Here is a 19,521-nt window from a genome sequence, read left to right as displayed (position 1 = left end):
CGCCTCGCACGGGGAAGTGGCCGGATCCCGTCGTGCTCAGGCCCGGCTCACCGGTCCGGGTGGACCGGCTCCCCGTTCCGGGCCACGACGCGGCCGCCGTGGACGACCATGTCCGGCCGGGGGGTGTCCACCACGATCTGCGGCAGGCACTCGCCGCGTACGAGGAGGAAGTCGGCCGGGGAACCGGGCGTGAAGTCCACCCGGGGAAGGCCCATGACGTCCGCGCCGTCGTGGGCGCCCACGCGGTAGCAGTCGCTCAGCTCCTCGTCGAGCCGGACGTCGGTGACCCAGCCCAGCAGATGCGTGCGGTGCAGCATGTCCGCGTTGCCGAAGGGGCTCCAGGCATCGCGTACCCCGTCGGTACCCAGGCCGACGCGTACGCCGTGCTCGCGCAGCCGCGCGATCGGCAGCACGAGGGAGTCGGACGGCGCCACCGTCGTGAGGGAGATGTCCAGCTGCCCCAAGTCCTCGGCCAGTGACCGGAGTTCGCGGTCGGCCAGGGCCGGCAGGCAGAAGACGTGGCTGACGGTCACCTTGCCCCGCAAGGACAGCGCCCGGGTGCGGTCGATGATGGCGCGCAGCGCCGTGGTGCCGTCCTTGCCCTGGTCGTGCAGATGGATGTCGACGCCCAGCCCGTGGCGGTCGGCGAGGTCGAAGACCAGGTCGAGCTGTTCGTCGAGGGCGTGGTCGAACCCGATCGGGTCGATGCCGCCGATCATGTCGATGGCGCCGGTGCGCGCGGCCTCCTCCAGCAGCTCGGCGGTGCCGGGCGTGCGGATGACGCCGTGCTGAGGGAACGCCACGATCTGGACGTCGAGCGCATGCCGCAGCCGCTCGCGGGCTTCGCCCACGCCGTCGACGCAGGCGAGGCCGTAGGCGGGGGCCACATCGGCGTGGGCGCGCATCGCCCGGGTGCCGCGGGTGACGGCGTGCGCCATCAGGCCGTGGGCGCGTTCCGCGACGGGGCGGTGCTGGCTGCGGAAGAGATCCGCGTCCTGCGCGGCGTAGTCGGCAATGGTGTGCGCGGGCCTGCGCGACACCCATGAGCCGCCCCACGTCGTCTTGTCGGGGTGGATGTGCGCGTTCACCAGGGCCGGGAGCGCGATGCGGCCGTCGCCGTCGACCACATCGGCGCCGGGCGGCGCCGGACGGTCCGTGATCCGGCCGTCGATGACCGTGAGGTCCACGGGCGAGTGCGCACCGTTCGGCCGGACGTTGCGGAAGACCACCGGGTGGGCGGGCCGGTCGCCGTGCCCCCGGGGGCCGGCCGCGGGCTCCGCCCGGGCCGATGACGACGTGGTGGACAGGGCCGCCGCGGCGCCGGCGAGGACGCTGCGCCGGGTTGCCCCGTGCGAGGGGAGGGAGGAGGGCCTCATACAGGCTCCTTTGGACGTGAAGAAGAGGGTGAGGGGAGGGAGAAGGGAGAGAAGGGGGGAGAGGGGAGGGGCCGGTACGGCTCAGACCGGGATGCCGGTGCGCACGACGCGTACCGGCTTCTTCAGCACCGATATGTCCGCCAGCGGGTTCCCGTCCACGACGATGGCGTCTCCCGCGTAGCCGCGCGCGAGGCGGCCCACCCGCTTCTCCAGGCCGAGCAGCCGCGCCGCCCCCGTCGTGGCCGTGCGGATCGCGTCCAGCGCGGGCAGCCCGGCCTCCCGCATCAGCTCCACTTCGCCGCCGATGCGGTCGACCTTCCCGCCCGAGGAGTCGGTGCCCGCCGCGAGCGGCACGCCCAGCTCGTGGGCCGCGCGTACCGCGCGCTTGAGCACCGGGAGAAAGGTGCGGCCCCGCTCGTCCAGCACGGGATCGGAGTCACCGATCATGCCGGCGATCGCGGTGAGCGTGGGGGTGAAGTAGGTGTCCCTCCGGCGCATTTCGTGCAGGGTGCGCTCGCCGACGAACACGCCGTGCTCCAGGGAGCGGATGCCCGCCGTGACGGCGTCGTGGCAGCCCTTCTCGCTGTAGCTGTGGCACAGGACGCCCTTGCCGGCCCGGCGCGCGGCGCCGACGACCTCGGACAGCTGCTCGTACGAGTACACCTGGGTGAGCGGGTCCTGGTCGGGCAGCCCGGCGCGCTCATTGACGCGGGTCTTGATGACGTCGGCGCCCCGCTGCAGGTTGACCTCGACCACCCGGCGCAGCGCCTCGGGCGAGCGCACGCCGCCCCGGAGGCGGGCCAGCGGGGTGAGGTCCGGATCGGCCAGCACCGTGTCGGACAGGTCGGGGGTGACGAAGACGCCCGCGGCCTTCAGCCGGGGTGCCTGCACCGGGACCTGACGGGCCAGCTCCCGCAGGGCGATGTCCTGGTAGAAGCTGGTCGAACCGCTGCGGACCGTGGTGGCTCCGCCGCGGATCGCGTCGCGTGCCTCGTCGAGGGTGCTGAGGTGCATATGGGCGTCGATCAGCCCCGGCAGGATCCACTTCCCGTGGGCGTCGAGCACCGTCACGCCTTCGGGGGTCTCCACCGCTCCGCGGGCGCCGGCCGCCCGTACGGTCCCGTCCTCGATGACGACGACGGCGTCCTCGACGACGTCCCCGGTCGCGGGATCGAGCAGCGTGCCGCCCTGGATGACGAGGTTGCCTCCGCGGGGTGCGGGGCCCTGCTGCTCGGCGGCGTTCCGCCCGGCGGTGTTCCGCGTGGCCGCCGAGGCCGGGGACGCGAGGGCCGCGCCGCTCACGCCCACGGTGCCCGCCAGCGCAGCGGCGCCCGCGAGAACGCCCCGGCGGGTCAGCTTGCGAGAGGGCGGGGGGACGGCGTCGATGCACATGGGAGCTCCTCGGGGGATGTACGGGGCAGGGGGTAGCCAGTTTGTATACCAAACTCTTCCGAGGTGACAAGGCTTACTGGAGAATGGGCTGCTGGAGCGCGAAGTTCAGGGTTGACCGCGCCGCCGAACTCGTTGAGCTGGAGGGTTGGTATACAAAGAGTGTTAGCCGTGCCCGAAGAGCGAACGTATCGCCACGGCCCTGCTGTCCCGTACGTGGAGCAGGGTGACGGCCGCCGCGGCCTCCTCGTCGCCCGCCGCGATACGCCGGAACATCTCCGCGTGCTGGGACCGCATATGTGCCGGTTCCGCCCGCAGCCCGAACAGCAGCTGGAGCTGCCAGCTCAGCTGCTCCATCGTGCGGGCGAGGAGCGGGTTGCCCGCGAGCGCCACGACGCCTTCGTGGAACGCGGTGTGCGCCGCCACCTCCCGCGTGCCCTCGTCGTCCGCCGCGGCCCGCTCGGCCTGGCCGAGCGTCGCCCGGAGCGCGGCGAGGCGCTCCGGATCACCGGCCGCGGCCCGCGCCGCCAGCCGGGCCGCCTGGACCGAGAGCGGCTCCCACACCTCGTAGAGATGGTCGACATCGGCCCGCGCCAGTGTGCGCACCCGTACCCCGCTGTTGGGCAGCAGCTCCAGCAGGCCCTCGGCGACCAACGAGCGCAGCGCCTCGCGGACCGGCACGCGCGACATGCCCAGTTCCTCCGCGACCTCGCGCTCGACGAGGCGGACGCCCTGCGCATAGCGGCGGTCGACGATGCGCTGCCGCACGGCCTCCCGCGCCCGCGCGCTCATCGAGCCGGCCCCGCGGGCGGCGGCGCCCTCCGTACCGGCCGCACCGGCCCTTGCCCTCTCCGGCACCTCAACCATCCTCCGCTCGGCGTGTCTCCGGCGAGGATATGTCCCGCACGGCACCCGTCCGGCCCGGGCGGGACGGGTCCGCGGCCACACGCTCAGCCGGCGGTGGGGGCACCGGCGACGCGTCGCTCGCCGCCGTTGCGCTCCTGCCAGTACGCGTAGACCTCCACGGCGGACGGGTGGGGCTCGTAGCGCATCGGCAGGCGTCGTTCGGTGTAGTCCTTGGCGAACTCGGCGTAGAAGGTGCTCAGCTCGAAGTACTTGCGGTCGTCCACGTAGTGCGGTTCGTAGGCGTCGCGGGTGGTGAGGAAGACGACCTCGTCCGGCGAGCAGTAGTACAGCGCACCCAGGCACATGGGGCAGGGCTGGGCCAGGACGTAGACGGTCGTCCCGGTGAGGTGCTCGGTGCCCAGCTTTCCGCACGCCTCGCGGATCGCGAGGATCTCGGCGTGCGCGGTCGGGTCGCCGGTCTGCGCGACGCGGTTCGGGCTTTCGGCCAGGATCTCGCCGTCCTTGACGATGACGGTGGCGAAGGGGCGGCCCCCCTCGGTGACGTTCTGCCGGGCGAGGTCGATGGTGCGCTGGGCGAAGTCCATGGCGTGCTGTCCTCCGAGCCGGGAGCGGGGAACCGGTGGGAACCGGTCGGGACCGCCGGAGCCGGCCACGCTGCAGGAACCGGAGAAGGAGAACGGCCGCACCCCGGCGGCGGAGGTCATACAGCCTGGTTGTCCCGATCCGCACCCTACGCACCGTACTGTTCCTTCCAGTGCATTTCCTCCGATCAGCTTGGTAGCGGGCCTCCGCGAACGGGATGGAGTGGGCGCCGTGGAGTTCGCGGAGACGGCCGGTGGCGGTGCGTCCGTACCCCCTCCCGCGGCGGCACCGGGTGAGGGACGGCGGTCCTTGGCCCCGCTGCTGGCGGTGTGCGCCGGGTATTTCATGGTGATCCTGGATGTGACGATCATCAACGTCGCGGTGCCGGTGGTGGGGCGGGACCTGTCGGCCTCGCTCACCGGGATCCAGTGGATCACCGACGGGTACACCCTGGTCTTCGCCGGGTTCCTGCTGACCGGCGGGGCGCTCGGCGACCGGCTGGGGAACCGCCGGGTCTTCTGCGCGGGCGTGGCCGTCTTCACCGCGTCCTCGGCCGCGTGCGCGCTGGCGCCCGGCGCCCCGTTCCTGGTCGGCGCCCGGCTGGCGGAGGGACTCGGTGCGGCGCTGATCGTGCCCGGCTCCCTGGCCCTGCTCCAGCAGGCCTATCCGGCGCCCGCCGCGCGCTCACGGGCCTTCGGGCTGTGGGGCTCGATGGCGGGCATCGCGGCCTCCGCCGGGCCGTTGCTCGGCGGACTGCTGGTCTCCACGGCGGGCTGGCGCTGGGTGTTCCTGATCAACCTGCCGGTCGGGGTGGTCTGCCTTGTGCTGACGCTGCGGTATGTGGCGCCCTCGCCACGGCGCCCCGGCCGGGCCCTGGACTGGCCGGCGCAATGCCTGGTCGTGGCGGCGGTCGCGCTGCTCACGGCCGCACTCAACGAGGCCGGACGGCGGGGCTGGTCCGATCCGGCCGTGCTCGCCGGGCTGGGTCTGGCCGTCCTGGCCGCCGCGGCGCTCGCGGTGCGGGAGTGGCTGGCCCGGTCTCCCGCCCTGCCGCCGGACCTGCTGCGCTCGCGCGCGCTGAGCGGCGGAGCCGCGATCGGCCTGCTGTTCAACTTCGGCTTCTACGGCATGGTGTTCACCGCCAGCCTGGACTTCCAGCACCAGCGCGGCTTCAGCGCTCTGCGCACCGGCGTGGCCCTGTTCCCGGCGGTGGCGATGACCATGTTCGCCTCCGTCCTGTCCGGACGGCTGGCCCGCACCACCGGCGATCGTCCGCTGGTGGTCTCCGGCATGCTCCTCGCCGCCGCAGGGCTGGCGGGCTGGGCCGCGGCTGGCGCAGATCCGGCCTACCCGCTCCTGGTGGCACCCATGATGGCCGCCGGTTTCGGCACCTCCTTCGCGCTCACCGGCTCGACCTCCACCGTGATGGGCGCCGCGCCCACCGCGTACGCGGGAACCGCCTCCGCGCTGTTCAACTCCACGCGCCAGATCGGCAGCGCCACCGGCGTGGCCCTGGGCGGCACCCTGCTCGCCACGGCCACCGACTACAACGCGGGAACGCGCACCAGCATGGCCATCGGCGCACTCGCCTATCTGCTCGCCGCGGGCCTCGCCTGGCGGTGCGTACCGGCGAAGACCGGGCGAGCGTGAAGCGCGCCCCTGGTGGGACGGCGGTTCCGTTCCTTCCCGGGGCCTACCTGCCCCAGATCTTCCGGTACACCGCGCGGTAGCCGGGCGGGTCCCAGGTCGTTGCGCCTTTGCTGTTGGCGGCGGTGGCGATGTGTACGGGGGCGACGTATCCGCTGGCGGGGCTTCCGGAGAAGGCGCGGTTGAATTCGTCGAGGATCTGCCAGCCCTGCTGGGCGAACGGCTCGGGCACGGTGGCCGCCTGGAACTGTCTGCTGTTGATGCGCTGGAAGGCGGAGGGGTCGCCGTCGCCCGCGCCGATGTTGAAGGGTGCGGCGCCGCCCTTCTTGCGCGCCGCGCGCAGGGCGGGCGCGGCGTCGGCGAAGTACACGTCGTTGATGGCGACGGAGTGGGTCCAGGCGTCCCCGAAGCGGGAGAGGAGCGCGGAGACCTCCTGGGGGGTCCGGCTGCTGGAGTCCGGGATCGGGATGTTCTCCTCCGCCAGAAGCTTCATGCCGGAGCAGGTGGCCAGCTCTTTCTTGATGAGTTCGGACTTGTTCCGGGCGAACGGAATCGAGGCGTCGGTGAACACGACGACTCCGGCGCGGCCGTGGGAGTGGGCGATGACCCAGTCCGCGCTGATCTTCGCGACATCCGTGACCTTGGTGGTGATGTTGCTGAAGAGCGGGGGGTGTGTGCTCGGGCCGGGGCGGGCGACCGCATGCCAGCCGATGAGGGGGATGTGTTCCGCGCGGGCCCGCGCGACCTGCTGGGACGTCAGTTCGGGGTCGAAGCCGCCGATGACGATGCCCGAGGGCCGCAGCGCGATGGCTTGGCCGAAGGCCGCCTGGATCCCGGCGGGCGTGCCCTGACCGTCGATCACCCGGAGGTTCCAGCCGATGACTTTCGCCGCTTCCGCCACGCCCTGGGCGGCGCCGGCGACGCCGGGGTTGGTCATGGTCTGCGCGACATAGACGATGCTTTTGCCGGTGACGGCCCTGGGGCCGCCGGCCGGGCCGTTCCTGGCCGACCTGGTCCGCTCGGCCTGCCGGACGGCCGCTTCGGCACGGTCCAGGACGGTGGGGCAGCCGGGCCGTGCCGGCGCCGCGGAGGAGGGGCCCGTGCCGGTGGATGCCCCGCGCTCGCAGCCGGCGAGGACCGCGGCCGCCAGGGCCAGCACGACGGCGCTGCGCAGACCGGCCCTGCTATGCGCGAGCCTGCACGCTCCGCGCCGTGGCGAGGGCGTGGTGGGGACGGCGGCGGTCATGGGCGGACTTCGGGAAGGGGCTGGCGTGCGGTGCGGGGCGGTTCCGTCCGTCGGAGGCGGAGCTGCCGTCGCGCGGCGTAGCCCGCCATGCCGACGGCGATGAGCAGGGTGGTGCCGTTGAACAGCGGGGTGACCCAGAACTGGGCGCCCAGCTGGCCGATGCCGGCGAGGCCGATGGCGAGGATGACGACGGCGATCAGGGTGCCCAGGGCGTTGGGACGGCCGGGTCTGATCGCCGTGGAGCCGAGCAGCGCGCCCACGAACGCCGGCAGCAGATAGTCCAGGCCCACGCTGGGGTTGCCGATGCGCTGCTGCGCGGCGAGCAGGACACCGGCGATCCCGACGACCAGACCCGAGCCGGTGAAGGCGTAGATGACATAGCGTCGGGTGGGGATGCCGACCAGGTCGGCGGCGCGGGGGTTGGAGCCGATGACGTACAGGTAGCGGCCGAGCGGCAGCCGCTCCAGGAGCACCCACAGCACGGCGGTGAGGGCGAGGACGTAGAAGGCCGACACCGGCAGGCCGAGGAACCTGGAGTCGTAGATGTCGGTGAAGGCGGCCGGCAGGCCGTGCGGGCCGGGGACGATCCGGGCCCCGTTGGTGATCCAGCCGGTGACGGCGTACAGGATGCTGCCGGTGCCGAGGGTGGCGATGAAGGAGTCGATCCTTGCGTATTCGACGACGACGCCGTTGAAGACGCCGATGAGCGCCCCGCCGAGTACCACCACGCAGCAGGCGAGCGGCCACGGCCACCCTTCGGCGGTGATCAGCTGCATGGTCATGACGTGCGCGAGGCCGAGACCGTAGCCGATGGACAGGTCGAACTTGGCCGTGACGATGGGGATCATCGCGCCGAGCGCGAGGATGGCGGGGACCGACTGGTTGGACAGGACCGCCGAGATGTTGTCCAGGGTGGGGAAGGTGTCGGGCAGGGCGAGCGAGAAGGCCAGGAACAGCAGGACGGTGAGCGCCAGGAGGCCGTAGGCGCCGATGGGATGACCGAGGCGGCGGCCCAGCGGGGGACGGGGTGAGCGGGGAGGGGTCATCGCCTCGCATTCCCGGTGAGGGCGGGCATCGACGAGGAGGCGCGGGCGAGTGCGGTGACGGTGAGGGCCTTGCCGCTGAGCTCCCTCGTCACCGCCCCGCGGACGAAGACCAGGGCGCGATGGCACACGTGGGCGACCTCCTCGAAGTCGGTGGACAGGAGCAGGACGGCGAGGCCGTCGGCCAGCGCGTCCTGGAGCAGGCGGTAGAGCGCGGTTTTGGCGCCGACGTCCACCCCGGCGGTCGGCTCCTCGAGGATCAGCAGGCTGCGGTGCATCCGCAGCCACCGGCCGACCATGACCTTCTGCTGATTGCCCCCGGAGAGGGTGGCGATCGGCGCCTCGCCGTCCGGGGGAGACACCGAGAACCGTTCGACCAGGGCGGTGGCCTCGGCCCGTTCGCGCCGGGGGCCGATCCAGCGCCAGGCCGGCACGCCCGCCGCCCGGGGGTTGGCCAGGAAGTTTTCCCGTACGGTCAGCTCGGCGGCGCAGCCCTCCTCCTGATGGTTGCTGGTCACGAAGCCGACGCCGGAGCCGACCGCGGCGGCGACCGTGCGCGGGCGGTACGGCCGGCCGTTGAGCCGGGCGCGTCCGCCGAGGAGCGGCCGGGCGCCGGCGAGGGCGCGGCCCAGTTCCATGTGTCCGGCGCCGGTGAGGCCCACCATGCCGACGATCTCGCCGGTGCGCAGGGCCAGGCTGACCGGTGCCGTGTTCGCGGTCCGTACCCGCTCCAGGCTCAGGACGGTCCGGCTTCCGGCGGGGGCGAAGTGGTAGCTGCCCGGTTCCTGGCCCACGATGTCGTGCACCAGCCGGGCGGTGCCGTGGTCGGCGAGCGGGCCCCGGCTGATGAGGCGGCCGTCGCGCAGGACGGCGAAGGTGTCGGCGACTTCGTGGACCTCGTCGAGACGGTGGGTGACGTAGACGATGGCGTGGCCCCGGTCGCGCAGGGTGTGCAGGACGTCGAAGAGCCGGGCGCAGTCCGCTGCCGGGAGGCTCGCGGTCGGCTCGTCGAGGACGATGAGTGCGGCCCGGGTGGACAGTGCGCGGGCGATGGCCACCAGGGAGCGTTCGGCCCGCGGGAGGTCGGCGAGGGTGGCGCGCGGGTCGAGGTGCGCGGCGACGACGCTCAGGGCCTCGGCGCACCGTCTGTAGGTCAGCCGCCAGGACAGCAGTCCCGCGCGGCGCGGATAGCCGGTGCCCAGAGCGATGTTCTCGGCGACCGTCATCCACTCGACGAGTCCCAGGTCCTGGTGGATGAAGGACATGGTGCGGGCGGCCGCTTCGGTGCCGAGCGGGTGTCCGGCGACGGTCACCTCGCCCTCGTCCGCCTGGTGGATGCCGGCGAGTACCTGGATGAGGGTGGACTTTCCGGCGCCGTTGGGCCCGAGCAGGGCGAGGATGCTGCCGGCATGGATGTCGAGGTCGACCGCGTCCAGCGCGAGGGTGCCACCGAACCGCTTGCTGAGACCGCGGATCCGGACGAGGGGCTCGGGGCCGGAGAGTGGGGGAGGGGAGATGTCGGAAGCGTCAGGCACGGAATTCTCCGGGGGACGGCCTCAGCTCTTCCCGGCGGAATGGGCCGTGCCGGTGTGCGCTCCGCGTGGGTGAGGACGCCGTATTGGGTGCTCTCGCGCCGCACCACCCGCACCATCTGCCCCTGTTGCCGCATTTCCGCATTTCGGCATGCTACGGCCCGCTGTGGTTTCTCTGTCGGATCGGCTATTCGATGGCGGGAATGTCGTCGAAACAGCTCTCGGCGATGCCGGGCATTCCGCCGGGCACCTCCAGAGCGCATTCGGCCCAGATGACCTTGCCGTCGGCCGTGTAGCGGGTGCCCCAGGCCTGGGACAGCTGCGCGACGAGGAACAGGCCGCGGCCGCCCTCGTCGGTGGCGGCGGCGTGGCGCAGATGCGGGGCGGTGCTGCTGGAGTCGGCGACCTCGCAGGTCAGCGTGCGGTCGTACAGCAGACGCACCCGGACGGGGCCGGTGCCGTAGCGGATGGCGTTGGTGACCAGCTCGCTGAGCAGGAGCTCGGTGGCGAAGGCCATCTCGTCCAGCCCCCATTCGGCCAGCCGGCGGGTGACGGCGGCACGGATGCCGGAGACGAGCGCGGGGTCGGCGGGCAGCTCCCAGGTGGCGATCCGGTGCGGGTCCAGGGCGTGGGTGCGGGCGACGAGCAGGGCGATGTCGTCGGCGGGCCGGCCGGGCACCATGGCCCGGATCACCGCCTCGCAAGTGTCCTCGGGCGGGCGGCTCGGGTGGGCCAGCGCCCGGCGCAGCTGCTCCAGGCAGGTGTCGATATCGCGGTGGCGGTCCTCGATGACTCCGTCGGTGTAGAGGACGAGCTGACTGCCTTCGGGGAGGTGGAACTCGGCGGTTTCGAAGGGGAGGCCGCCCAGGCCCAGCGGCGGGCCGGCCGGGAGTTCGGGGAAGGTGACGGTGCCGTCGGGGTGGACCAGGGCGGGCGGGGGGTGGCCGGCCCGAGCCATCACGCACTTTTGCGAGGTGGGGTCGTAGATGGTGTACAGGCAGGTGGCGCCGATGATGCCGGTGCTTTCGGGGGAGGGTTCCTCGCTGCCCTCGTCCCGGTCGAGGCGTCCCACGAGATTGTCGAGGTGGGTGAGGACCTCGTCCGGGGGGAGGTCCAGTTCGGCGAAGTTGCGGGCGGCGGTGCGCAGCCGGCCCATGGTGGCGGCGGCGTGCAGGCCATGGCCGACGACATCCCCGACGACGAGGGCGACGCGGCTGCTGGAGAGGGGGATGACATCGAACCAGTCCCCGCCGACCCCGGACTCGGCGGGCAGATAGCGATAGGCGACCTCGACGGCGTTCTGCTCCGGGAAGCTGCGCGGCAGCAGGCTGCGCTGCAGGGCGAGGACCATCGTGTGCTCGCGGGTGTAACGGCGGGCGTTGTCGATGCAGACGGCGGCGCGCGCGGCGAGTTCCTGGGCCAGCGAACGGTCGTCGTCCCCGAAGGGGGCGGGGTCCCGCGAGCGGTAGAAGCTCGCCACGCCCAGGGCCATACCGCGGGCGAGGAGGGGGACGGCGATGAGGGAGTGGACGTTGTGGTCCAGGAGGCGCTGGGCGTGCGCGGGATCCTGGGCGATCCAGCCCGGGGCGGCTCTCAGATCGGATTCGAGCACGGGCTGCCGGTCGGCCAGACAACGGAGTTGGGGGGTGATGGGGCGGAGGTGCACGCGCTCCCCCGCGGGGTAGAAGGGGCAGTCCTCGCGAAAGCCATGGACCACGGTGCGGTGGAGATCGGTGCGGGGGTCGGCCGGCTCGTCGCCGCGCAGCACCGCCTCGGACAGGTCGATGGTGACGAAGTCGGCCAGGCGGGGGACGGCCATCTCGGCGAGTTCCTGTGCGGTGCGGCTCACGTCCAGGGTGGTGCCGATGCGGGTGCTGGCCTCGGACAGCAGCTCCAGGCGGCGCCGGGCCGCCAGGGCGTGCCTCCCCACCCCGGGCTCGCCCACCAGCACCAGCCCGCCGGCGGCACGTTCGCCGGCGCCGGACGTGCCCGCGGTCGTGGCCGGTCGGCCGGGTGCGGTACCGCGAACGCGCTTGGCCGGCACGGGGGTTGGGGCGAGCGTCGGCGGCGTCAGGGGGGCGGGCGAGGCGCCGGCCTCGGTGGGGACGGTGACGCGCTGATGCCGTGCGGGGAGGACCGCTTCGACGATGACGCCCTCCACCCCGGAGGGGCTGGTCACCGGCCGGCTCAGCAGGGTGATGTGCCGTCCGTCGGGCAGGGGTACCTCGACGGCGGCCCGTTGCGACGAGGCGATCAGAGCGGTGGCCCGCTCCTCCAGGATCAGCTGATCGCGCCAGTCCAGCCCGCTCTCGGCAAGCTCGCCCGGCTCCCCGTTGCCGGTCGCGGCTCCGGTCGACGAGTGGCGCCGGGCGTCGAGGTACGCCTCGAGCAGAGCGCGCTCCCGCGTCGAACTCTCTTCCAGCAGCCGCCGTTCGATGGCGCCGGCGGCCCTGCGGATCACGGCATTCAACGCCTCGTCCGCATCGGCGAGCGGATAGCCGAAGCAGAGGATGCCTTCTATGCGCCCACTGAGCGGATCGCGGATCGGAATTGCCGAACAGGCATTGGACTGCGAACGTTCGGCGAAGTGCTCGGCCCCGTAGACATTGATCAGCTGTCGTTCCGCGAGTGCCAGACCGATTCCGTTGGTACCGCCGAACTGCTCGGCGAACACAAATCCCGGGACACTCTGAATGGCGGCCAGATGCCTGACCGCGGACGCTTCACCGAAACGGCGTTGCAGTACGGCACCGTGTCCATCGGCAAGGGACACATTCATGTTCCGGCCCGTGAACCTGGACTGCAGGCGGTCCAGTACGGGCCCGGCGGCGTGGACGAGCCGCCCGTCCAGGTCGAGATCCTGATGGAAGGGAAGCTCGCAGCCTTCCGGTGAGAGCCCCAGTGACCGGGAACGCTGCCACGAATTCAGGATCGAGCTGCGCACGGACCCCTGAACCGGCTCACCTCGGAGGAACTGCTCACGGGCACGTGCGGGGCCGATTCCGTCTCCCATGAGCCCCATCCGCATCACTTCCACATCCGTACGCGCAGCTATGGCCACTCGTACGCCGGAGCAGCTGCACCTTTCGCCCTAATTGTAGGACTTCGGGGGTGTGGGGGTCCGGATCGGGGAGACGGTCTTCCCGTCGCCGTGATCGCGGTGGTGACCTGGGCTTTTCTCAGAGGACGGCGACCGGGTTGACGGGCGAGCCGGTGCCGCCGGGGATGTTCAGCGGGGCTACCAGGAGCAGGAACTCGTAACGGCCCGTCGCGGCGCCGACCGCGGAGAGCGCTTCGAGATCGAGGTTGTCCAGGAGCGGTACCCCCATCGCGGCGATGGCCAGCGCATGGACCGGGGAGTGCAGCCCCTCGACCGGCGAGGGCCGTACATCACTGTCGCCGTCGCCGCCGAGCAGGGCGATCCCGCGCTCGGCCAGCAGGGGCAGGGCATCGACGTGAAAGCCCGCGCTCGCCGCGCCGGGGTCCCAGGCGCCCAGTTCCCGGCGGCGGCGCACGCTGCCGGATCTCAGCAGCACCGCATCGCCCTCGCCGATCGTCACCTCGAGCGCCTTCTCCGCCGCCACGATGTCCTCGGCGCGCACGGCCTGTCCGGGGGCCAGCCATGGGCAGCCTCGAACGGCCGGCAGGTCGAGGAGCACGCCTTTGGTGACGAGGGCGCCCAGCGCCGATACGGCACCGAAGCGGGCGCCGCCGGAGTCGATGAGCTCGCGCGCCGCGTGGCCGTCGTAGAGCCGCCCGCGGTAGGCGACGTGGGACAGCGCGTCCACATGGCTGACGGACTTGCCGTGGTAGTCGACGGCGATGAAGTCCCTGTGGACGGCGGGTTCCGGGGCCTCGATGTCGCCCAGCTCGGACATGTGGTGCAGGGCGGGCCTGGTGTTGTCCGGGCCGGGGGCCGTGTCCCAGGGGCGCGCCATCGGGACGACCGTTCCCGACCGGACCAGGGCGGACGCCCGCCGTACGTGCTCCGGGGTCACCCGGTTCCAGGCGCCGCGGTCGGCGGGGGTCCAGCGCCCCCACGTACGGACGGCCTCGAAGAGCGCGTCGAACTCCTGGCGGGAGACGGCGGGCCCGTTGTCGGCCGGCGGGGGTGCCGGTGCATCGCTGGGATTGCCGGTCATCTGCTGCTCAGCGCTCCAAGGGGGCGGTCGGGGCCGGTCCCTCGATCGTCGCCCGCTCGGCGACCGCCCGCAGCCGCTGCGCCGCCGTGTCCCGCCTTCTCCGGGCCGGGCGGCCCCGTCCGAAGGGCCGCTCGGCGGCCACAACAAGTGGAACATCGGGCTCCATGGAGGCAGGCTGTAGCTATGCGGTCGCCTTTCCGCTCATCTTCTGAACCGAGAGCGGGCGGTCATAGCAGGTTCCTTCTCGCCTGCGTGCAGTGCGTGCCCTTTGCGCTCGCCCTGCTCGTGGTGGCCATCGAACTCTCACCTGCACACTTTCTGTATACCGGGCCGCTCCTCACCGCTACGCCGGCGTTGGCCGCGGTGACGATGGGCCCCCGGGGCACCCTCGCGGCGGCGGCTCTGGCGCTGGCCGTCAGTGTGACCACCGCCACCTACAACCAGGCATGGGGCGGCCAGCAGGTCTACACCAATCTCGTGGCGATTCTCCTGGTGTCCGTGGCGAGCTTCGTCATGAGCACCACCGCGCACCGGCGCATCCGCAACGAGCTCAACCAGGTCCGCCGGATCGCCGAGGCGGCCCAGGAGGTGCTGTTGCGGCCGGTTCCCGCCCGGCTGGGTCCGGTGCGGGCGGCCAGCATGTACCTCGCCGCCGAGACGGGGGCGCAGATCGGCGGTGATCTGTACGAGGCCGTGCAGACCCGGTTCGGGGTCCGGATGATCGTGGGGGACGTCCGGGGCAAGGGACTGCCTGCGGTGCGCGCGGCCGCGGCCGTGCTGGGGGCGTTCCGGGAGGCCGTGCACTACGAGCACGAACTGGTGGAGGTGATGAGCCACTGCGCGGCCGCGCTGCGGCGGGAGCGCGCCGTGTCCGGTGCCGTCGATCCCGAAGTGCTGACGGAGGGATTCGTGACCGCGCTCGTGGCCCAGGTGCCGGAGAGCCCCGTGGTCCAGGTGGTCAACCGGGGCCATCCGCCTCCGCTGGTGCTGAGCCGGGGCAAGGCCCATGCCCTGATGCCCAGCGATCCGCTGCCGCCGCTCGGCCTGGAAGACCTCATCACCGCTCCGTCCGCCACCGCGGAGACCTTTCCGTTCGTACCCGGCGACCGTCTGCTGCTGCACACCGACGGCGTGACCGAGGCCCGCGACAGCCACGACGACTTCTTCCCGCTGCCCGAGGCGATGGAAGCGCTGGACGCCCGCACCCCGCCGGAGTTCCTGGAACAACTGCACCTGGGACTGATCCGCCACACCGAGGACCGGCTGGCGGACGACGTGGCGATGCTCCTCGTCGTCCGGCTCGACGAAGAAGACGAAGAAGGCGAAGAAGGCGAAGAGGCCGCCGCACAGGGCGGCGCGGCGGTCGCCTGACGCCACCCGCAACCCGGCAGGCGACCACAGCGCGCGCCCGTCGTCTCACTCCTGCGTGGCCATCTCCACGGTGAGGGAGCGCAGCGCCGCCGCGGCGGCCGTGTTGACCTCCGCGGCGGTGTCCGCCCGCAGCATGATCTGCCCGATGCGCGCCAGGTTGTGCTCGGGGCCGCCGACTTCGTCGCCGGGCAGTTTCGACAGGGTGGCGGCGATGATGTGCGGGCCGTGGGGCAGGGCGCCGATCCTCCCGAGGGTGCCGGCCCGCGGAGCGGTGAGGAAGCGGACGGCGGCGGCCGTCTCGCGCCGCGCGCTGAGGTCGGGGCGTTCGCCCAGCGTGGTCCGGAGGTAGGCGCGCGCGACGTCGATGCCGAGCGCCTCCTTGACCAGCCTCATGATGTGGTCGCCGGGGGGCCGGGCGCCCACCTCGATGACCTTCGGCCCGCCCTGTGGGTCGATCTTGACCTCGGTGTGCGCGATGCCGTCGCGCAACCCGAGTGCGGCGAGGGCTTCGGTGGCCGCGGCCCGCACGGCCGCGCCCAGGTCACGGGGCAACTGGGCCGGGACGGTGTGTCCGAGCTCGGCGCGGCTGGTGCCCTGGGTGGTGAACTTCTCGGTGACGGCCAGGTGGTGCGCCTCGCCACCGGTGACGATCGTCTCGACGCTGAACTCGTCCCCGTCCACGTACTCCTGCGCCAGCAGCGTGGTGTCCAGCGCGATGCCGTGCGGGAACTTATGGGTCTCGGACCGGGCGAGCTGCGTCGCACGGGGAAGGTCCTGCGGCGTCCGGACGACGGACACCCCGATCGAGGCCGCGTTCTCGGCGGGTTTGACGACGAGGGGGTAGGCCAGCCCGGCCTCCGCGATTCCTCGGGCGAGGGTGGGGTGATCGGCCGCGACGACCGTGCGGGGGCAGGGCACGCCGTGGGCGGCGAAGGCCTCGGCCATGAGCCGTTTGTTGCGGCAGGCGTCGGCGAGTTCGGGGCGGTGTCCGGGCAGGCCCAGCTCGGCCGCCAGCCGGGTGGCGAGCGGGGAGAGGAACTCCCAGCAGGCGACGACGGCGTCGATGCCGGTCGTGCGGCAGAAGGCGGCCAGTTGGTCCAGGGCGGCCGCGGAGTCGCGGAAGTCGGTGAAGACGGGCGCGGTGATCATCGACCGCAACTCGGGCCGGTAGCGCAGGTACAGCTCCTTGTGGGTGGCCACATAGGCTTCCACGCCGAGCTCCGCGGCGGCGGTCAGCAGGTCCTCGCCCGCGGCGACATCGGCCTCGATCAACAGGACTTTCTTCACGGTGGGGCGTCCTTCCGGTACGCGGCGGCCCGGCATGTCGGCCGGTGGCTCTGGGCGTTGGCGGCGTCGTTGCGCGCTCCCGTGCTCACTCCGCCGCGCGCCGGTGGAGCGCCGGGGCCAGGGACAGCTGCCCGAGTGCGGCGACGAGACTCAGGGCGGCGCAGCTCAGCCACAGGAGGGTGGTGCCGGTGTCGAGGAGACGGGTGCCGACGACCGGCGCGATCAGGAAGCCCGCGCCCCAGGCCATCCCGATCAGACCGTTGTAGCGGCCGCGCAGCGCGGCCGGGGCGAGGGCGGCGACGACGGACGCGGTGGTGGCGAAGACCAGGATTTCCCCCAGCGTCGACACCGCGACGGCCAGGGCGTACCCCACCGTCGCCGAGGCGGTGGCCGCCAGCGCGTTGCCGCCGGCGGCGAGGGTGAAGCCGGTGGCCAGCACCCGGCTCTTGTCGAATTCCGTGAGCCGGTGGCCGATCAGCGGCTGCATCGCGATGACGACGGCGCCGTTGATGCCCATGACGATTCCGTAGGCGCTGCTGGGCAGCCCGGCGGCCTTCATGGCCAGCGGCAGGGTGGCGAAGGCCTGTTGGAAGACGATCGCGTAGACCACGATGATCCCGGCGAACGCCAGCATCGTGCGGTCGCGCAGCACGGTGCGAAAGCCCCCCGCGGTCGTCTCCGGGGCGGCCGGGCGGGTTTCCGGGATGGCCAGCCACACCAGCACGCCGAAGGCGGTGCAGGCCCCGGCGTCCAGCCAGAAGATCAGCTGGAATCCGTGCGAGGCGAGGAAGCCGCCCATCACCATGGCGACCGAGAACCCGAGGTTGACGGCCCACAGGAGGAGGCCGAAGGCGCGGGTCCGGTCGGCGGCCGGTACGGCGTCGGCGACCAGCGCCTGGGCGGCGGGGCGGAAGAGGTCGATCGTGATGCCGAGCACGAAGCAGCATCCGACGAGCACCGTGAGGCTCTGGGCGTGGCCGAGGGCGAGCAGCGTCGCGCCGTTCGCCAGCATCCCGCCGGTCAGGGCCACCCGGCGGCCGAAGCGGTCGGCGAGGAAGCCGCCGAGCGGCTGTGAGAGGACCGATCCGACGCCCACGACGGCGAGCACGAGTCCGGTGTCGGCGAGGGAGACGCCGCGGACCGCGGTCAGATAGAGGCTCAGGAACGGGTTGACCATCGAGCCCAGCCGGTTGACCAGCGAGCCGCCCCACAGCACCCAGAACGCGCCGGGCAGCCCGCCCACCCGGACCCGGACGTAGGCGCGCAGCCGGCCCTCGGGATGCTCGCCGGCCTGTGTGCCGGGTGTGTCGACGCTGCTCACGGCTCAGTCCTCCGCGGCCGGTCGGCGCACCGGGCCCTGGGATCCGGCCGGCACCGCGCCCGGCCGGTCCGCGCCCACGGTGGCCGCCAGGACCGCGCGGTCGACCTTGCCGTTCGCGGTTGTGGGCAGCCGGTCCAGCAGCTCGATGTCCTGGGGGACCATGTACGGGGGCAGGGTGCGGGCGCAGAACGCGCGGAGTTCGGCCGGGTCCGTCCCGGCCCGCTCCGCCTCCAGGACGACGAAGGCGGTCAGCTGCAGGCCGCCGTCGGGCCGCGGCAGGGCCATGGCGGTGGCGGCGGTGGCACCGGGGAATTCCGTCAACCGCCGCTCCACCTCGCCCAGTTCGACGCGGTTGCCGTTGATCTGCACCTGGGAATCGGTCCGGCCGCGGAAGGTGAACTCGCCGTTCTCCTCCTGGACCGCCAGGTCACCGGTGCGCAGGACGACCTGGCCGGACTGCGGGCACAGCGGGTCGGGGACCAGCGCGGCGCGGGTGGCCGCGGGATCGTCCCAGTAGCCGGAGAACAGCGCGGGGCTGCGCAGATGGATCTCGCCGAGCACGCCGGGTTCCGCCACGACCTCGCCGCTTTCGTCGACGAGGAGGATTTCCGCGCCGGGGTGCGCGATCCCGATCGAGAGCCTCTCCACCGTGTCGGGGAGGGGGTTGGGCACGTCCTTGAAGGAACAGGCCATCGACTCGGTGGCGCCGTAGCAGTTGATGATGCGGGCGTCGGGCCGGAGCTGCTGGAGCCTGCGCAGCTCCGGCAGCGGGAACTCCTCGCCGCAGAAGAGGACGCCGCGCAGCCGGTCGAGGGCCGCGAGCCGCGCGGGCTCGTACCGCAGCGTCTGGCGCCAGATCGACGGTACGCCGTTGACCTGGGTGGCCCCGGTCTCCCGTAGCACCCGCAGCAGGTGCCGGGGCCAGCGCACCAGGCTTTGCGGTACGGGCACCATGCAGGCGCCGCTGCCCAGTGCCAGGCCGATGTTGAGCAGGGAGAAGTCGAAGTGCAGCGGGGAGGTGCTGGCGATGCGGTCCTCGGGTGTGGCGATGCGGTGCGCCAGCATGCCCCGGTAGAAGGCGATCACCGCCCGGTGGCTCATCACCACGCCCTTGGGGCGCCCCGTGGTGCCGGAGGTGAAGATGATGTACGCGGGGTCGGTGGCGCAGGGTATCCGGCGCCGGGGCCGGTGGCGTTCGGGGGCCCGTTCGACGGTCAGTCCGGTGGGGCCGAACCGGGCGGTTCCGACGGGGTGCGGGAGGTCGGTGCGGGTGCCGTGCTCCGTCTGGAGGTGGAGGGCCGGCCGGGCGGTGGCGACGATGGACTGCAGCCGCTGGTGCGGCATTTCGGGGCTCACCGGGATGAAGGCGAGACCTGCCCGGGAGCAGGCGAGCAGCAGCGCGAGGGAGTGAGCGGTGGTGTCGGCCTCCAGGATCACCCGGGCGCCGGTCTCGATGCCGAGGGCGTCGAGGCCGGCGGCGTAGACGTCCACGAGGGCGCGGAGTTCCGCGTAGGTCGTGGTGGTGATCGTGCCGGGTTGCACGGACTCGATGACGGCGGGGTCGTCGGGGCGGTGGCGTGCGGGGTCGAGCAGGAACTCGTGGAGCAATTCCCCGGCGGAATCGGCCGGGACGGGCGGCTGCTGACTCACGTGGCAAAGACCCCTTGTGGTGTGCGAGAGCGGTGGTCCGGGGCGGGCCGGGCGGAGCGCGGGGCCAT

At 72.6% G+C, this 19,521-nt stretch carries 15 protein-coding genes; 2 read left to right on the top strand and 13 right to left on the bottom strand.

Annotated elements, in window-relative coordinates; translation table 11 throughout:
* Window positions 1–47: 47 nt before the first annotated feature.
* From AC5677_RS03110 to AC5677_RS03095, 4 genes are all read right to left on the bottom strand, one after another.
* Window positions 48–1,376 carry an amidohydrolase gene (locus AC5677_RS03110; protein WP_497193447.1) on the bottom strand — a complete coding sequence of 443 codons (1,329 nt, stop codon included), beginning with the start codon at window positions 1,374–1,376 and terminating at the stop codon, window positions 48–50.
* An 81-nt stretch (window positions 1,377–1,457) separates the two neighbouring features.
* Entirely contained in the window at window positions 1,458–2,768 is a 1,311-nt protein-coding gene (locus tag AC5677_RS03105; protein ID WP_497193446.1) for an amidohydrolase family protein, read from the bottom strand.
* Window positions 2,769–2,930: 162 nt separating this feature from the next.
* Entirely contained in the window at window positions 2,931–3,557 is a 627-nt protein-coding gene (locus AC5677_RS03100; protein ID WP_497196492.1) for a GntR family transcriptional regulator, read from the bottom strand.
* 158 nt (window positions 3,558–3,715) lie between these two features.
* Window positions 3,716–4,216: a nucleoside deaminase gene (locus AC5677_RS03095; RefSeq protein WP_497196491.1), complete on the bottom strand. Its 501-nt coding sequence runs from the start codon at window positions 4,214–4,216 to the stop codon at window positions 3,716–3,718.
* A 229-nt stretch (window positions 4,217–4,445) separates the two neighbouring features.
* Here AC5677_RS03095 and AC5677_RS03090 point away from each other — a divergent pair, with 229 nt between their 5' ends.
* Window positions 4,446–5,864 (top strand): MFS transporter, encoded by a 1,419-nt coding sequence (locus tag AC5677_RS03090; RefSeq protein WP_497193445.1) that lies wholly within the window; start codon window positions 4,446–4,448, stop codon window positions 5,862–5,864.
* Between the two features lie 43 nt (window positions 5,865–5,907).
* Here AC5677_RS03090 and AC5677_RS03085 read toward each other — a convergent pair whose 3' ends face one another.
* The 6 genes from AC5677_RS03085 to AC5677_RS03060 all read right to left on the bottom strand — a co-directional run bounded on the left by AC5677_RS03085 (window position 5,908) and on the right by AC5677_RS03060 (window position 13,990).
* Entirely contained in the window at window positions 5,908–7,107 is a 1,200-nt protein-coding gene (locus AC5677_RS03085; RefSeq protein ID WP_497193444.1) for a substrate-binding domain-containing protein, read from the bottom strand.
* On the bottom strand, window positions 7,104–8,153 hold the full coding sequence (locus tag AC5677_RS03080; protein WP_497193443.1) for an ABC transporter permease: 1,050 nt from the start codon (window positions 8,151–8,153) through the stop codon (window positions 7,104–7,106). Before AC5677_RS03080 ends, AC5677_RS03085 begins: the two co-directional genes overlap by 4 nt.
* Complete coding sequence (locus AC5677_RS03075; protein ID WP_497193442.1) at window positions 8,150–9,685, bottom strand: sugar ABC transporter ATP-binding protein; 1,536 nt, start codon at window positions 9,683–9,685, stop codon at window positions 8,150–8,152. The genes AC5677_RS03080 and AC5677_RS03075 overlap by 4 nt, the downstream gene beginning before the upstream one ends.
* A gap of 184 nt (window positions 9,686–9,869) precedes the next feature.
* The gene (locus AC5677_RS03070) at window positions 9,870–12,704 is read right to left on the bottom strand and encodes a SpoIIE family protein phosphatase (protein ID WP_497193441.1); all 2,835 of its coding nucleotides are present in this window, start codon (window positions 12,702–12,704) and stop codon (window positions 9,870–9,872) included.
* A gap of 157 nt (window positions 12,705–12,861) precedes the next feature.
* Entirely contained in the window at window positions 12,862–13,824 is a 963-nt protein-coding gene (locus AC5677_RS03065) for a cyclase family protein (protein ID WP_497193440.1), read from the bottom strand.
* Between the two features lie 7 nt (window positions 13,825–13,831).
* The gene (locus AC5677_RS03060; protein WP_497193439.1) at window positions 13,832–13,990 is read right to left on the bottom strand and encodes a hypothetical protein; all 159 of its coding nucleotides are present in this window, start codon (window positions 13,988–13,990) and stop codon (window positions 13,832–13,834) included.
* Between the two features lie 95 nt (window positions 13,991–14,085).
* Between AC5677_RS03060 and AC5677_RS03055 the strand changes: the two genes are divergently transcribed.
* Window positions 14,086–15,195 carry a PP2C family protein-serine/threonine phosphatase gene (locus AC5677_RS03055; RefSeq protein WP_497193438.1) on the top strand — a complete coding sequence of 370 codons (1,110 nt, stop codon included), beginning with the start codon at window positions 14,086–14,088 and terminating at the stop codon, window positions 15,193–15,195.
* A gap of 45 nt (window positions 15,196–15,240) precedes the next feature.
* Here AC5677_RS03055 and AC5677_RS03050 read toward each other — a convergent pair whose 3' ends face one another.
* The 3 genes from AC5677_RS03050 to AC5677_RS03040 form a co-directional block, all read right to left on the bottom strand.
* Complete coding sequence (locus tag AC5677_RS03050) at window positions 15,241–16,482, bottom strand: ATP-grasp domain-containing protein (protein WP_497193437.1); 1,242 nt, start codon at window positions 16,480–16,482, stop codon at window positions 15,241–15,243.
* Window positions 16,483–16,567: 85 nt separating this feature from the next.
* Window positions 16,568–17,803: an MDR family MFS transporter gene (locus AC5677_RS03045; RefSeq protein WP_497193436.1), complete on the bottom strand. Its 1,236-nt coding sequence runs from the start codon at window positions 17,801–17,803 to the stop codon at window positions 16,568–16,570.
* Between the two features lie 3 nt (window positions 17,804–17,806).
* Window positions 17,807–19,453, bottom strand: coding sequence for an AMP-binding protein (locus tag AC5677_RS03040; protein WP_497193435.1), 1,647 nt, complete (start codon window positions 19,451–19,453; stop codon window positions 17,807–17,809).
* Window positions 19,454–19,521 lie beyond the last annotated feature (68 nt).

It is taken from the genome of Streptomyces sp. JLSY215 (assembly GCF_059682825.1).
This window is presented reverse-complemented; position numbering and strand designations above follow the sequence as displayed.

Bases quoted from the DNA above. Each gene is read 5' to 3' on its own strand.
- AC5677_RS03060 (WP_497193439.1), bottom strand. From the start codon at position 13,990: ATGGAGCCCGATGTTCCACTTGTTGTGGCCGCCGAGCGGCCCTTCGGA.
- AC5677_RS03095 (WP_497196491.1), bottom strand. From the start codon at position 4,216: ATGGACTTCGCCCAGCGCACCATCGACCTCGCCCGGCAGAACGTCACC.
- AC5677_RS03070 (WP_497193441.1), bottom strand. From the start codon at position 12,704: ATGGGGCTCATGGGAGACGGAATCGGCCCCGCACGTGCCCGTGAGCAG.
- AC5677_RS03100 (WP_497196492.1), bottom strand. From the start codon at position 3,557: ATGAGCGCGCGGGCGCGGGAGGCCGTGCGGCAGCGCATCGTCGACCGC.
- AC5677_RS03080 (WP_497193443.1), bottom strand. From the start codon at position 8,153: ATGACCCCTCCCCGCTCACCCCGTCCCCCGCTGGGCCGCCGCCTCGGT.
- AC5677_RS03105 (WP_497193446.1), bottom strand. From the start codon at position 2,768: ATGTGCATCGACGCCGTCCCCCCGCCCTCTCGCAAGCTGACCCGCCGG.
- AC5677_RS03110 (WP_497193447.1), bottom strand. From the start codon at position 1,376: ATGAGGCCCTCCTCCCTCCCCTCGCACGGGGCAACCCGGCGCAGCGTC.
- AC5677_RS03065 (WP_497193440.1), bottom strand. From the start codon at position 13,824: ATGACCGGCAATCCCAGCGATGCACCGGCACCCCCGCCGGCCGACAAC.
- AC5677_RS03085 (WP_497193444.1), bottom strand. From the start codon at position 7,107: ATGACCGCCGCCGTCCCCACCACGCCCTCGCCACGGCGCGGAGCGTGC.